Origin of the sequence: Escherichia sp. MOD1-EC6162, assembly GCF_002965125.1 — a bacterium.
In the GTDB taxonomy this organism is placed as follows: Bacteria; Pseudomonadota; Gammaproteobacteria; order Enterobacterales; family Enterobacteriaceae; genus Escherichia; species Escherichia marmotae.
Genome location: NZ_PTSB01000001.1, coordinates 186,280 through 200,859 on the forward strand (window position 1 = coordinate 186,280; position 14,580 = coordinate 200,859).

General features: G+C 53.1%; 14 protein-coding genes. 2 read left to right on the plus strand and 12 right to left on the minus strand.

Annotated features, from left to right (window positions below):
- Positions 1–8: 8 nt before the first annotated feature.
- The 5 genes from accD to pdxB all read right to left on the minus strand — a co-directional run bounded on the left by accD (position 9) and on the right by pdxB (position 4,793).
- Entirely contained in the window at positions 9–923 is a 915-nt protein-coding gene (gene accD, locus A9587_RS00860; RefSeq protein WP_000118402.1) for an acetyl-CoA carboxylase, carboxyltransferase subunit beta, read from the minus strand.
- Between the two features lie 155 nt (positions 924–1,078).
- Entirely contained in the window at positions 1,079–1,738 is a 660-nt protein-coding gene (locus A9587_RS00865; protein WP_000364342.1) for a DedA family protein, read from the minus strand.
- A gap of 27 nt (positions 1,739–1,765) precedes the next feature.
- Positions 1,766–2,578: a tRNA pseudouridine(38-40) synthase TruA gene (gene truA / locus A9587_RS00870; RefSeq protein ID WP_001283594.1), complete on the minus strand. Its 813-nt coding sequence runs from the start codon at positions 2,576–2,578 to the stop codon at positions 1,766–1,768.
- Positions 2,578–3,591 (minus strand): aspartate-semialdehyde dehydrogenase, encoded by a 1,014-nt coding sequence (locus tag A9587_RS00875; RefSeq protein WP_001289148.1) that lies wholly within the window; start codon positions 3,589–3,591, stop codon positions 2,578–2,580. The genes truA and A9587_RS00875 overlap by 1 nt, the downstream gene beginning before the upstream one ends.
- Positions 3,592–3,656: 65 nt before the next feature.
- Positions 3,657–4,793 (minus strand): 4-phosphoerythronate dehydrogenase PdxB, encoded by a 1,137-nt coding sequence (pdxB, locus tag A9587_RS00880; protein WP_000699165.1) that lies wholly within the window; start codon positions 4,791–4,793, stop codon positions 3,657–3,659.
- Between the two features lie 99 nt (positions 4,794–4,892).
- Here pdxB and flk point away from each other — a divergent pair, with 99 nt between their 5' ends.
- On the plus strand, positions 4,893–5,888 hold the full coding sequence (gene flk, locus A9587_RS00885; protein WP_000615850.1) for a flagella biosynthesis regulator Flk: 996 nt from the start codon (positions 4,893–4,895) through the stop codon (positions 5,886–5,888).
- On the opposite strand, the gene A9587_RS00890 is transcribed toward flk, so the two are convergent.
- Both A9587_RS00890 and fabB read right to left on the minus strand, forming a co-directional pair.
- Complete coding sequence (locus A9587_RS00890; RefSeq protein ID WP_000127795.1) at positions 5,885–7,063, minus strand: MFS transporter; 1,179 nt, start codon at positions 7,061–7,063, stop codon at positions 5,885–5,887. The genes flk and A9587_RS00890 overlap by 4 nt on opposite strands.
- A gap of 286 nt (positions 7,064–7,349) precedes the next feature.
- Positions 7,350–8,570 (minus strand): beta-ketoacyl-ACP synthase I, encoded by a 1,221-nt coding sequence (gene fabB, locus A9587_RS00895; protein ID WP_000817180.1) that lies wholly within the window; start codon positions 8,568–8,570, stop codon positions 7,350–7,352.
- A 158-nt stretch (positions 8,571–8,728) separates the two neighbouring features.
- Here fabB and mnmC point away from each other — a divergent pair, with 158 nt between their 5' ends.
- Positions 8,729–10,735, plus strand: a complete 2,007-nt coding sequence (gene mnmC / locus A9587_RS00900; protein ID WP_105263450.1) for a bifunctional tRNA (5-methylaminomethyl-2-thiouridine)(34)-methyltransferase MnmD/FAD-dependent 5-carboxymethylaminomethyl-2-thiouridine(34) oxidoreductase MnmC — start codon at positions 8,729–8,731, stop codon at positions 10,733–10,735.
- Between the two features lie 214 nt (positions 10,736–10,949).
- On the opposite strand, the gene A9587_RS00905 is transcribed toward mnmC, so the two are convergent.
- From A9587_RS00905 to aroC, 5 genes are read right to left on the minus strand one after another with little or no spacing between them, the layout of a single operon-like run.
- Positions 10,950–11,228: a YfcL family protein gene (locus A9587_RS00905; protein ID WP_000559761.1), complete on the minus strand. Its 279-nt coding sequence runs from the start codon at positions 11,226–11,228 to the stop codon at positions 10,950–10,952.
- Positions 11,229–11,260: 32 nt separating this feature from the next.
- The gene (gene epmC, locus A9587_RS00910; RefSeq protein ID WP_001516797.1) at positions 11,261–11,809 is read right to left on the minus strand and encodes an elongation factor P hydroxylase; all 549 of its coding nucleotides are present in this window, start codon (positions 11,807–11,809) and stop codon (positions 11,261–11,263) included.
- On the minus strand, positions 11,809–12,618 hold the full coding sequence (locus A9587_RS00915; RefSeq protein WP_000447350.1) for a sulfite exporter TauE/SafE family protein: 810 nt from the start codon (positions 12,616–12,618) through the stop codon (positions 11,809–11,811). The genes epmC and A9587_RS00915 overlap by 1 nt, the downstream gene beginning before the upstream one ends.
- Complete coding sequence (gene mepA, locus A9587_RS00920; RefSeq protein WP_001043833.1) at positions 12,618–13,442, minus strand: penicillin-insensitive murein endopeptidase; 825 nt, start codon at positions 13,440–13,442, stop codon at positions 12,618–12,620. The genes A9587_RS00915 and mepA overlap by 1 nt, the downstream gene beginning before the upstream one ends.
- Positions 13,443–13,445: 3 nt before the next feature.
- On the minus strand, positions 13,446–14,531 hold the full coding sequence (gene aroC / locus A9587_RS00925; protein WP_016249027.1) for a chorismate synthase: 1,086 nt from the start codon (positions 14,529–14,531) through the stop codon (positions 13,446–13,448).
- Between the last annotated feature and the right edge of the window lie 49 nt (positions 14,532–14,580).

Here is a 14,580-nt window from a genome sequence, read left to right on the forward strand (position 1 = left end):
ATCAGTTATCAGGCCTCTGGTTCCTGATCCGGTGCTGGTGGCACCACTTCGCCTTCGCGTGGCGCTTCAGGATTTGGCGCTGGCAGATTCATCAGCTTCGCCAGGATGCTCGCCAGTTTCAGGCGCATTTCCGGGCGGCGGACAATCATGTCGATCGCGCCTTTCTCGATCAGGAACTCACTGCGCTGGAATCCCGGCGGCAGTTTTTCGCGAACGGTCTGTTCAATAACACGCGGACCGGCAAAACCGATTAACGCTTTCGGTTCAGCAATGTTGAGATCGCCCAGCATCGCGAAACTCGCAGAAACACCGCCCATGGTTGGGTCAGTCAGCACGGAGATGTACGGCAGACCGCGCTCCTGCATTTTCGCCAGCGCAGCAGAAGTTTTCGCCATCTGCATCAGCGACATTAGCGCTTCCTGCATACGTGCGCCACCGGAAGCGGAGAAGCAGATCAGCGGGCAGTTGTCTTCCAGCGCCTGCTCAACGGCACGCACGAAACGCGCACCCACCACAGATCCCATTGAACCACCCATAAAGGCAAATTCGAATGCCGCAGCAACGACCGGCATTCCATACAAGGTGCCTTTCATTACTACCAGCGCGTCTTTTTCGCCGGTTTCTTTCTGTGCAGATGCCAGACGGTCTTTATACTTTTTGGAGTCACGGAACTTCAGCACATCTTTCGGCTCAAGCTCGCTACCCAGCTCCACAAGGCTTCCTTCATCCAACAGGCTATGCAGGCGATTACGCGCCGTCATACGCATGTGATGGTCACACTTCGGACAGACCTCAAGATTACGTTCCAGCTCAGCACGGTATAAAACCTGACCGCAGCTATCACACTTAGTCCACACGCCTTCAGGAATGCTCGCCTTGCGGGTGGGAGTAATGTTGCTTTTAATTCGTTCAATCCAGCTCATTAGGGACCTTTCTGTCTGAACCTGGTTCGATGCCAGCTTTATCTTTGGGGACGCATAATGCCATTTTTGCCCCCAACAGACCATGAATGTTGCACATTAAAACATAACAGCCCGAAACTTTGGATAAAAAAGTGGTCGAACCGCGGAGTTACTTTTTATTTTGCGGCGCGTGCCGCAGCGCGTTTGTGACGGATAATTTCGATGACGCCCGGCAGAATGGAAACCACAATAATCCCGACGATCAGCAGCTTAAGGTTATCCTGAACCATTGGGATTGTACCGAAGAAATAGCCTGCGTAGGTAAAAAGTAGAACCCACAACAGCGCGCCGATCACGTTATAAGCGGCGAAATGACGGTATGACATGTGGCCCATCCCCGCAACGAACGGGGCGAACGTTCTGACAATTGGCACAAAACGGGCGAGAATAATGGTTTTGCCGCCATGTTTCTCATAAAACTGATGGGTTTTGTCGAGATAACTGCGACGGAAAATTTTCGAGTTCGGATTGCTGAATAATTTCTCACCGAACAACCGCCCAATAGTGTAGTTAACGGCATCGCCAACAATCGCGGCAACCAGCATCAGTACTACCATCATATGGACATTGAGATCGTTAGTTCCCAGCGAGGCCAGCGCCCCGGCAACAAACAGCAGCGAATCTCCCGGCAGAAACGGTGTCACTACCAAACCAGTTTCACAGAACAAAATCACAAACAAAATGGCATAAACCCAGACGCCATACTGCGCGACCAGTTCCGCCAAATGCACGTCAATGTGCAGGATAAAATCGATGAGGAAATAAATCAGGTCCATATTTGCCTATGCCTTGTACGACTAAAATTAGTCCGCCAGAAAGAGCGGGCCCATTGGCGGCTTTGGAAGATCGAATCTGTCCGGGTAATCCACCGCGACCAGATACAACCCTTCCGCTTTCGCCGTTGCTGCCGCCAGCGTCCTGTCCTTAGCCGCCAACAGCTCTGCTATCCAGCTCTCCGGCTGGTTGTGGGCACCCACTTCCATCAGGCTGCCGACAATATTCCTCACCATATGATGTACAAAGGCATTCGCTTTGATATCTACCACCACATAGGGACCGTGACGCGTGACGTTGATATGCATAACGTTACGCCACGGCGTTCGGGACTGACACTGCACCGCGCGGAACGAGGTGAAATCATTCTCGCCCAACAGGCATTGTGCCGCCCGATGCATCCGTTCGGCATCCAGCGGTTCGTAAAAGTGGGTAACACCTTTACTCAGTACCGCCGGACGCAGTCGATGATTGTAGATGATGTAGCGATAACGGCGAGCCGTAGCGCTAAATCGGGCGTGAAAATCATCGGGTACAGCTTTAACCCAACGCACGGCGATGTCACCAGGTAAATTCGCATTTACGCCTAACGTCCACGCAGCGTCTTTGCGTAACGCGGTGGTTTCAAAATGCACTACCTGCCCGGTGCCGTGTACCCCTGCGTCGGTTCGCCCGGCACAGAACACGGTGATGGGTTCGTTCGCTACCTGCGAGAGCGCCTTTTCCAGCTTTTCCTGCACACTGCGGACTTCATTCTGCCGTTGCCAGCCGTAATATCTGCTGCCGTCGTACTCAATACCCAGCGCAATTTTATAAACTGGCGGTTGTTGCTGGTCGGACATTAGTACAGGTACTCCTGCACCAGTTTTTCAGCGATCTTCACCGCCATCAGTGCCCCCCCAAAACGGACGTTGTCGGCCACCGACCAGAACTGGATTTGCTCTGGCATACCATAGTCATTACGAACACAGCCGACAGAAAGATGCGGAGAACCAGACGCATCACCCACCTGCGTTGGGAATTCATTCTCTTCAGAAAGCACAATATCTTCGCTTTGGGAAAACGCATCACGCGCTTCTTCTGCCGCCAGCGGACGTAATGCTTCGAAGTTGACCATCTGAGCATGACCGTAAAATACCGGTGCCTGAACGACACTAGCCGAAATCATCAGCCCTTCGTCCTGCATAATTTTGCGCACTTCATCGACAATACGGCGCTCTTCGCGTACGTTACCTTCGCGATCCGGTAGCAAGGGCAGCATATTAAACGCCAACTGACGACCAAAGAAATCATCTTCATCAATCGGAATACCGTTGAGCAATTTCGCGCTCTGCCCTGCTAATGCATCCACCGCTTTTTTGCCCTGAGCGGAGGCAGAAATCAGGCTGGTAACGCTGATGCGCGACAAACCGCCCTGATCGATTAACGGTTTCAGTGCAGCCAGTAACTGGCTGGTCAGGCTATCAGGAACAGCAATAACGTTACGGTTACGGTAGTCCGCCAGTACAAACGGATTCACGTCCGGCACCACCAGCGGAACATCAGGTTCGAGAGCAAACAGGCCGCTGCTATCAATGACCAGACATCCCGCGTTAGTGGCTTCTTCAACCCAGGCGGCGGTAGCTTCTTTACCTGCAACAAAAAACGCCAGTTGCGCCTGCGTCCAGTCAAAATCGGCAGCATCCTGCACGGTGATTGTCTTACCACCAAAACGCAGATGTTCACCTGCGCTTTCGTTACGTGCCAGTGCATAAATTTCCCCAACCGGGAACTGACGTTCAGCCAGCGTTTCAATCAGGGCTTCGCCCACAGCGCCAGTTGCGCCCAGGACAGCAATGTTCCAGCCTTCAGACATGGTGGTTTACTCCAGAAATAACAAAACTCCCTGCCGATATTACAGCAGAGAGCATGAAGAAGAGATTAACGTGCCGGATGATGAACGGCGTTAAAACCCAATTTACACAGTAATGCCGCCGCGTTGGCGTCATCGCAAATCACATACAGAGACGACCATTCACGGCGTTCAAGGTAATTTTTGCGCAGTTTATCGAACTCACCCGGTATCCCGGCGACTTTACGCAGCGGTGCGTCATCGCGGCGCACATCATACACCAAATGCACCAGCCTTTTTAGCGTTGGCTGATCGAGCGAGCCATGCAGCGTAATACGGCCAAATTCTGGTGTTGGCAATAAGGTATCCAGCGCGATGTGCTGTTCATGACCAATAAACTTGCTATAAGCCTCAAACACTTGCGTGGTGCCACGCGCTTTACCTTCGAGGGTATAGCCCGCGATATGCGGCGTGCCGATATCCACTTTTTGCAGCAGCTCGACGTTGAGTTCTGGCTCGCCCTCCCAGACGTCCAGCACCACGCTTAACTTCTGGCCTTCATTCAGACAGGTCAGCAGTGCGGTATTATCGACGACTGCGCCACGGCAAGCGTTAATCAGAATCGTCCCCGGCTTCAGGCTGCGGATCAGTTTTTCATCCGCCAGATGCCGCGTTTTGTACGGACCATCTTTAAAGAGTGGTGTATGGAACGTCAGAATATCCGCGTGCTGAACCAGCTCATCAAGAGAACGGAAATCTCCCTCATCCCCACGATCGGCGCGTGGCGGATCGCAAAGCAAGGTTTTAATTCCCAACGCCTCCAGCCGCGCCTGTAATCGACGACCAACGTTACCAACTCCCACGATCCCCACGGTACGGTCATGCAGTGAAAATCCATCGCGTTCGGCAAGCATTAGCAACGACGAGAAAACATATTCCACTACCGCAATCGCATTGCAGCCAGGTGCGGCAGAAAAACCGATCCCTGCCTGCTGCAACCATGCCTCATCAACATGGTCGGTCCCCGCAGTGGCGGTGCCAACAAATTTTACTGATTTCCCCGTCAGCAGCGACGCGTTCACTTTCGTGACCGAACGCACCATCAACGCATCCGCGCCATCCAGTTCTGCGACTGGAATTGGACGCCCCGGAACCGCTTTCACCTCACCCAAACGGCTAAATAATTCGCGGGCATAAGGCATATTTTCATCAACAAGGATTTTCACGTTTGTGCTACCTGTATGAGAACGAGAGTTAACCGGACAAGTGTGCCATAATCTCGCGGCCAGGCATACTTGCGATGATTTCAGGTATAAGGATACGTAATGATACAACCTCTTTCAGGCCCTCCTCCTGCGCAACCACCAGGTCAGGGGGATAACCTGTCGTCTGGCGCAGGCAATCAGCCTTTATCCAGCTTGCAACGTACCGCGTTGGAAAGTTTGATGATCAAAGTGACTTCGCTAACGCAACAGCAGAGCGCAGAGTTGTGGGCCAATATAAAGCACGACATCGGTCTGCCGGGTGATTCACCTTTGCTTTCACGCCATTTCCCGGCAGCAGAACAAAACCTTGCGCAACGTTTGCTGTCTGCGCAAAAAAGTTATTCTGTCCGCCAACTTTTGGCCCAATTGGGGGAGTATTTACGTCTGGGAAATAATCGTCAGGCCGTCACGGATTATATCCGGCATAACTTTGGTCAGACGCCGCTAAATCAACTCTCACCAGAGCAATTAAAAACCGTCCTGACGCTACTACAGGAAGGGAAGATGGTTATCCCGCAGCCGCAACAGCGCCAGGCGACCGACCGACCTTTATTACCAGCGGAACACAATACGCTCAAGCAACTGGTCACCAAACTCGCGGCGGCAACAGGGGAACCCAGCAAACAGATTTGGCAATCGATGCTGGAACTTTCAGGGGTGAAAGATGGCGAGTTGATTCCGGCGAAACTGTTTAACCATCTGGTCACCTGGTTACAGGCTCGTCAGGCGTTAAGTCAGCAACACACTCCGACGCTGGAGTCACTCCAGATGGCGCTAAAGCAGCCACTGGATGCAAGCGAGTTGACGGTATTATCGACGTATGTTGAGCAAAAGTATGGGCTTTCAACACAATCAGCCCTGACGTCTGCACAGGCCGAAGATATCCTTAACCAGCTCTATCAGCGGCGGGTGAAAGGCATTGAACCGCGTGATATTCAACCGCTGCTCAATCCCTTTACCCCATTAATTGACACGATGAAAGAAATGTCAATGCGCCCCAGCCTGTGGATATTATTCGTCGTCATCATTGTGATGTTGATCTGGCTAGTGGGTTAACCCCGGCGAAACGACAGTATCGTCACAATAATCCCCAGCACCGCCGATATCGCCCCGGCAAGAAATACCGAAGAGTAGCCAAACGAGGTCGCCAGAACACCCGCCAGCGGCCCGGAAACACCGAGGGCGATATCCTGAAACGCGGCATAGCCACCGAGCGCTGTGCCGCGCACCTGGGAAGGAACGCGTTTAACCACTTCCACACCCAGGGCCGGGAATATAAGCGAACACCCAGCCCCGGTTAACGCCGCGCCCGCTAATGCGACCCACGCTCCCGGTGCCTGCCAGAGCATCAACAAGCCGGCCGTTTCTACCAGCAGAGAGACTATCGCCACTTTTACGCCACCAAAACGGTCTGGCATCCAGCCAAACATTACGCGCATTACGACAAATGCGCCGCCAAAGGCGGTGAGCGTAAAGCCCGCCATCGCCCATCCTTTGCTGGCAAAGTAAAGCGAAACGAAGGTCCCGATAACCGCAAAGCCCACGCCCTGAAGCGCCAGGCCCAGCCCAGGCTTCCAGATAAGACCGACGACACTCCACAGCGAGGGGCGTTCTCCCGCCAGAGCTGGTACTTTGCGCACCGTGCCATTGCAGGCCCACGCCAGCAACGGCAGTATCATTGTCGTAAGTGCCAGGACGGCAAAACCGTAATGACTATGGATCAGTAAGCCAAGCGGTGCGCCGACAGCCAGTGCGCCGTAAATCGCCATCCCATTCCACGACATCACTTTTCCGGAGTGTTTTGGCCCGACGATGCCTAATCCCCAGGTCAGAGCACCAGTCAGCAACTGACTTTCACCAAAGCCAAGGATCAAACGCCCGACGACCAGCAGGGCAAATTTAATCGGCGCAGAAACAGGTAAAAGCGCAGCCAGCAATAAAGCACCACCGGCCAGGCCACAGGATAACATGCCCTGAAGTGCTGAACGTTTTGCCCCATATTGATCGGCCAGCCGTCCGGCATAACCTCGTGTTAATACCGTAGCCAGAAACTGAATGCCAACGGCAATTCCGACCATGGTGTTGCCATAGCCTAGCTCATGATGGACAAAAAGTGGGATCACCGGCAAAGGTAACCCTACGGTCATGTAGGTCAAAAAAACCGCAAAAGCGATGCGAAAAAGCGAAAAATTGGCAGAAGATCGTGTTTCTGTTTGGCTTACAGCAGTCATGCATTACTCCAGAATGCAGCGCAAGGCGAAGAATTTCCCCGTCTTATCTCTCTGGTTTTCAGGGTTACAGTGCGTTGGAAGGGTTTAACGCGTACGTATTTTCAGCAGGAAATCGACAAAGCAAGAAGTTTGCCTGGAACAAACAGCGATTGTCAATGATGTGAAAAAGGGAACCATCAGGCTCCCTTTTGCGTTACTGCCGAATGCGGAGCTGGCGCGTAATGTCGGATGCGACGCTTACGCGTCTTATCCGACCTGCTCCAACCGACTCCGACATGTCGCAGAATTAATCTTTCAGCTTACGCATTACCAGCGTGGCGTTGGTGCCGCCGAAGCCGAAGCTGTTAGACATAACGGTGGTCAGCTCGCGATCGGTCGTTTCGGTTACGATGTTCAGTCCCGCAGCCTGCTCGTCCAGCTCTTCAATGTTAATGCTTGGGGCGATAAAGCCGTGTTCCAGCATCAGCAGAGAGTAGATTGCTTCCTGCACACCCGCAGCGCCCAGTGAGTGACCGGTCATCGCTTTAGTTGCAGAAATCGCCGGGCTATTATCACCGAACACTTCCCGGATAGCTGCCAACTCTTTCACATCGCCAACCGGAGTCGAAGTACCGTGAGAGTTCAGGTAGTCGATTGGGGTATCAACGCCGTGCATCGCCATCTTCATGCAGCGAACCGCGCCCTCGCCAGACGGAGCAACCATGTCTGCGCCATCAGACGTTGCGCCGTAGCCAACGATTTCAGCGTAGATGTGAGCACCACGAGCCAGCGCGTGTTCCAGCTCTTCAACCACCACCATACCGCCGCCGCCAGCGATAACGAAACCATCGCGGTGAGCGTCATAAGTACGGGAGGCTTTTTCCGGGGTGTCATTGTATTTGGTAGACAGCGCGCCCATCGCGTCAAATTCGCACGCCATTTCCCAGCACAACTCTTCGCCACCACCAGCAAACACGATGTCTTGTTTGCCCAGTTGGATCTGCTCGACTGCGTTACCGATACAGTGTGCGGAAGTCGCACAAGCGGAGCTGATGGAGTAGTTAACACCGTGGATTTTAAACGGTGTGGCGAGGCAGGCAGAAACGCCAGATGCCATCGCTTTGGTGACCACATACGGGCCAACCGCTTTCAGGCCACGCGGGCCGCGCATTGCGTCAGCACCGAACACCTGGAAACGCGGGGAACCGCCGCCAGAACCTGCAATCAGGCCAACGCGCGGGTTATTCTGGTAAGCTTCCGGGGAGAGGCCAGCATCTGCGATTGCCTGCTCCATAGAAAGGAATGCATAGATGGATGCGTCGCTCATAAAGCGCACAACTTTGCGGTCAATGAGGCCAGTGGTATCCAGTTTTACGTTGCCCCAGACGTGGCTACGCATGCCGGAATCCTTCAGCTCCTGAGAGAAAGTGATCCCTGAACGTCCTTCACGCAGAGATGCCAGGACTTCCTGCTGGTTATTACCGATGCTGGAAACAATGCCCAGGCCAGTAATCACTGCACGTTTCATTCAATACCTCTGTAAGTCGCACATAGAGTAAGTTTCGAATGCACAATAGCGTACACTTGTACGCCGAACAAGTCCGATCAGACAATTTATAGAGAAATTTGCGCAGCCTGACACACATCGCTAAGATCGAGCCACCGCCTGTAAGACGAGTAACTTACGTGAAACACTACGCTATACAACCTGCCAACCTCAAATTTAATGCTGAGGGTACACCTGTTTCCCGAGATTTTGACGATGTCTATTTTTCCAACGATAACGGACTGGAAGAGACGCGTTATGTTTTTCTGGGGGGTAACCAATTAGAGGCACGTTTTCCCACACATCCACATCCTCTGTTTGTGGTAGCAGAGAGCGGCTTCGGCACCGGATTAAACTTCCTGACGCTATGGCAGGCATTTGATCAGTTTCGCGAAGCGCATCCACAGGCACAATTGCAGCGATTGCACTTCATTAGTTTTGAGAAATTTCCCCTCACCCAGGCTGATTTATCGTTAGCACATCAACACTGGCCAGAACTGGCACCGTGGGCGAAACAGCTTCAGGCGCAGTGGCCTTTACCCTTGCCCGGTTGTCATCGTTTATTGCTCGATGAAGGCCGCGTAACGCTGGATTTATGGTTTGGCGATATTAACGAACTCACCAGCCAACTGGACAATTCACTAAATCAAAAAGTGGATGCCTGGTTTCTGGACGGCTTTGCGCCAGCGAAAAACCCGGATATGTGGACGCAAAATCTGTTTAACGCCATGGCGCGTCTGGCACGTCCTGGCTGCACGCTGGCAACCTTCACGTCTGCCGGTTTTGTCCGCCGGGGCTTGCAGGAAGCTGGATTCACGATGCAAAAGCGTAAGGGTTTTGGGCGGAAACGGGAGATGCTTTGCGGCGTGATGGAACAGACATTATCACTGCCCTCTTCCGCACCGTGGTTTAATCGCACAGGTAGCAACAAACGGGAAGTGGCGATTATTGGCGGCGGTATCGCCAGCGCGTTGTTGTCACTGGCGCTGTTGCAGCGCGGCTGGCAGGTAACGCTTTACTGCGCGGATAACGCTCCCGCGCTTGGTGCTTCTGGTAATCGTCAGGGAGCGCTGTATCCGTTATTAAGCAAACACGATGAGGCGCTGAACCGCTTTTTCTCTAATGCATTTACTTTTGCCCGTCGGCTTTACGGTCAATTACCCGTTAAATTTAATCATGACTGGTGCGGCGTAACGCAGCTAGCCTGGGATGAGAAAAGCCAGCACAAAATCGCGCAGATGTTATCGATGGATTTACCCGCAGATCTGGCGATGGCGGTCAACGCAAATGAGGTTGAAAACATTACAGGTGTTGCGACAAATTGTGGCGGTATTACTTATCCGCAAGGCGGCTGGCTATGTCCGGCAGAACTTACCCGTAATGTACTGGAACAGGCGGAACAGCAAGGTTTGCAGATTCGTTATCAACATCAGTTGCAGGATTTATTGCGTAAGGATGACGGGTGGCAACTGACATTTGCAGATCATCAGCAGGTGATGCATAGCGTGGTGGTACTGGCGAACGGGCATCAAATCAGCCGATTCAGCCAGACGTCACCTCTACCGGTGTATTCGGTTGCCGGACAGGTCAGTCATATTCCGACAACGCCGGAACTGGCGAAACTGAAGCAGGTGCTGTGCTATGACGGTTATCTCACACCACAAAATCCGGCGAATCAGCACCATTGTATTGGTGCCAGTTATCACCGCGGTAGTGAAGATACGACCTACAGTGAGGACGATCAGCAGCAGAATCGCCAACGGTTGATTGATTGCTTCCCGCAGGCGCAGTGGACGAAAGAAGTTGATGTCAGTGATAAAGAGGCTCGTTGTGGTGTACGTTGTGCCACGCGCGATCATCTGCCCATGGTGGGAAATGTCCCCGATTATGACGCCACGCTCGCGGAATATACCTCGCTGGCGGAACAGAAAGATGAAGCGGTAAGCGCACCAGTCTATGACGATCTCTTTATGCTTGCTGCTTTGGGTTCGCGCGGTTTGTGCTCTGCCCCGCTGTGCGCCGAGATTCTGGCGGCACAGATGAGTGAAGAGCCTGTTCCGATGGATGCCAGTACGCTGGCGGCATTAAATCCAAATCGGTTATGGGTACGGAAGTTATTGAAGGGTAAAGCGGTTAAGGTAGGGTAATCTGCTTTGGCATTGTTTGTCGGATGCGGCGTGAACGCCTTATCCGACCTACGTGTGACCTGTAGGCCTGATAAGACGCGGTAAGCGTCGCATCAGGCATGGTGCTCCCAATGTCGGATGCGGCGTGAACGCCTTATCCGACCCACGTGTGACCTGTAGGCCTGATAAGACGCGATAAGCGTCGCATCAGGCATGGTGATCCAGACGCCACAACTTACTGCTGTGAAGCCTGCTGAAACAGGTGTTCCCACATATCGGTCACCAGCGCCTGATCGCGTGGCGACAATTCACCCGCACCAATCGCTTTCTCCAGACTCTGGCTAACGGTTGTATGCACCGCCTGGGCGGAGTGGTCATCACCACTTTCCAGTTCTGCGATGGCTAACGTCAGGTGGCCACGCAAATACCCACTGGCAAACAACTCATCATCACTGGCATGGTCAACCATACCGTCGATTAATGCCAGAATGCGTGATTCAAACTCCGCGATCATCTTCTTTCCTCATTGTAAACGTGGCGCTGGCTTCAGTTGAGCGCTTCCGGCCACGGGAACTGTTCCGCCGTAAGTTCCGGCGTGTGATAATAATTTCGTAATGCTTTTATGAAGCGTGCCGGACGTTCAGGAATACCGTTCGCCAGATAATCCATCACCTGCGCATGAACCCGTCGTTGGAATACCACACGATCCGGTTCGACGTCGCCTTCCAGGTTGTCGCAACTGACGTTAAACGGATATCCCGCCGCCACGCAGAACAACCAGTCAAGCGCCTGCGGCTTAACTTCAACATCTTCAAACTGGCTTTGCGTCCGGGCATCGCGTCCGTCAGGGCAATACCAGTAACCAAAATCAACCAGTTCACGGCGCGCTTTCCCGGCAATACACCAGTGCGAAATCTCGTGGATAGCACTGGCGTAAAAGCCATGAGCAAAGACGATTCGGTTATATGGAACTTCCGCATCAGCAGGAAGATAGATCGGTTCGTCGTCGCCTTTAATCAGACGGGTATTAAATTCATCGGCAAAGCAGCTATTAAAAATTTCAATCAACTGCTTGTAGTGGTGTGTACTGTTCATTAGTTCATCCCCAACCAGTGGAGGATCTCCTGTCCATGGCTATCATAAAGTAATTTGGCACTCATCACCGCCGAGACGATAACGATCATCGGGCGGATCAGTTTTTGTCCTTTGCTCAACACCAGTCTTGAACCCATACGCGCGCCGAGGAACTGCCCCACCAGCATCACGAATCCTGTCGCCCAAATCACTTTGCCGCCGAGAATAAACAGCAGCAGACCGCCGATGTTTGACGTTGCGTTAAGTAATTTGGCATGGGCGGTGGCTTTGGCGAGGTTAAAGCCGCACAGCGTAACGAAGGCCAGTGCGTAAAACGATCCGGCTGCCGGGCCAAAGAATCCGTCGTAAAAACCAACGCAGCCCCCTGCGACCAGCGCAAATGGCAGCCCATACATCCGACGCTGGCGATCTTCTTCTCCCAGTTTGGGCATCAGTAAGAAATAAAGACCGATACAAATCACCAGAATCGGTAAAATTTGCCGCAGCACATCAGCTTTAACATACTGCACCAGCAGTGCGCCGCTCATCGAGCCGACAAAGGTCATGGCGATATTGAGTTTCTGATCGCTTAAGCTGACGACTTTGCGGCGAATAAAGTAGATGGTGGCGGAAATAGAGCCACCGCAGGCTTGCAGTTTGTTAGTTGCCAGCGCGTTAGCCGGAGACATCCCCGCCGCCATCAATGCCGGAATAGTGAGTAACCCACCACCACCGGCAATCGAGTCGATAAATCCCGCCAGTATCGCGACAAAAAAGAGAACTCCCAGCAACAGCGGGGAAACCATAAACAGGCTATTAAACGTTTCCATTAGATCACGTGCTCATCCAGTAGCGCCTGGCAGGAAGGCGGCAACGGAGGCGGTGTCTTCTTCTCAGGCTTTGTTGTTCCCGGTTTTGGTGGTTCAAACCAGCTTTGCAGTTCTGCCCCGCAACCATCGCCCGGCGGTGGTAAAGGTTGGTCTTCACACTCCAGGCTATCGGCAGGACAACGTAATCGTACATGCATATGTGCGCGATGCTGGAACCAGGGTCGCACTTTCCGCAACCAGTCACGATCGGTGCCTGCATCAAGGCAAAGTTGTTGTTTAATCGCCGGATTAACAAAAATGCGCGTCACGTCTTTGTCCTGCGCAGCAAGTTTGATCAGACTGAAAATTTCCGGCTTCCACAGCGTTGGGACGACATGCTTGCCATCACGGGAAACCAAATCCAGCGCCTGCGGACGCAAAAGTTGCGCGGCGGTCCAGCGAGTTTTCGGCAGTTGCAGGAAGATATCGACATCCAGTCCGGTCTGGTGGCTGGCGTGGCCGCCGTTGAAACGCCCACCTGCGGGCATCCCCATATCGCCAATCAGCACCGTCCCCATACCCAGATTGTTCACCTGGCTACTCAGACGCTGGATAAACATCACCAGATCCGGATGACCGAAATAGCGACGCTGATCGGTACGCATCACCTGATAATGTTCGGACTGTATCGGCAGCGTGTCAGCGCCGACGATACAGCCATTGGAAAAACTGCCTATCGATTGTGCGCTACCCGGCACAGGTTGGGTAATTTTTTGCCACGGCGTTGCTGCCAGGCTGGTGCTACTGGCAAGCAGGGCCAGCAGCGCAATCGCAGTTTTGTTCATTTTTTACCAGCGTGGAATATCAGTCTTCACATCGGCATTTTGCGCCCGTTGTCGTAACAGGTGATCCATCAAAACGATTGCCAGCATCGCTTCAGCGATCGGCACCGCGCGGATCCCGACACAAGGATCGTGACGGCCTTTGGTGATCATCTCAACTTCTTCGCCAAAGCGGTTAATTGTACGCCCAGGCACGGTAATGCTGGAGGTCGGTTTTAGCGCCATATGGGCAATGATTTGCTGCCCGCTGCTGATACCACCGAGAATACCGCCCGCATGGTTGCTCTGAAAACCTTCTTTGGTGATTTCGTCGCGGTTCTGGCTGCCACGCAGCGCCACCACGTCAAAACCGTCGCCAATTTCCACGCCTTTCACCGCATTAATGCTCATCAACGCGTGGGCGATGTCAGCATCCAGGCGATCAAATACCGGTTCGCCAAGTCCGGCGGGTACGCCACTGGCAACAACAGTCACTTTCGCACCGATGGAGTCGCCCTCTTTTTTCAGCGCGCGCATCAACTCATCTAACGCGTCGATTTTATCCGGGTCCGGGCAGAAGAACGGATTTTGTTCAACCTGCGACCAGTCTTTGATTTCCAGTGGAATGTCGCCCATCTGGCTCAGGCAGCCGCGAATTTCGATGCCAAATTTTCCGGCGAGATATTTTTTAGCAATTGCTCCAGCCGCAACGCGCATGGCGGTTTCACGGGCGGAAGAACGTCCGCCGCCGCGATAATCGCGCAGGCCGTATTTTTGTTCGTAGGTGTAATCAGCATGACCCGGACGGAAAACGTCTTTAATTGCGCTGTAATCTTGAGAGCGCTGGTCGGTGTTTTCGATCAACAAGCCAATACTGGTGCCGGTGGTGACACCTTCAAAAACGCCGGAAAGAATTTTGACCTGATCCGGTTCACGACGCTGGGTGGTATAGCGCGATGTCCCCGGGCGACGCCGGTCGAGATCGTGTTGCAGGTCTGCTTCCGTCAGCGGGATGCCTGGCGGAACACCATCGACGATGCAACCGAGCGCAAGCCCGTGCGATTCACCGAAGGTGGTTACGCGAAAGAGTTGTCCAATTGTGTTTCCAGCCATCACGGCTCCGTTATTGTTGTGTTTGCATTTTTTACTCTAAATAATTCAA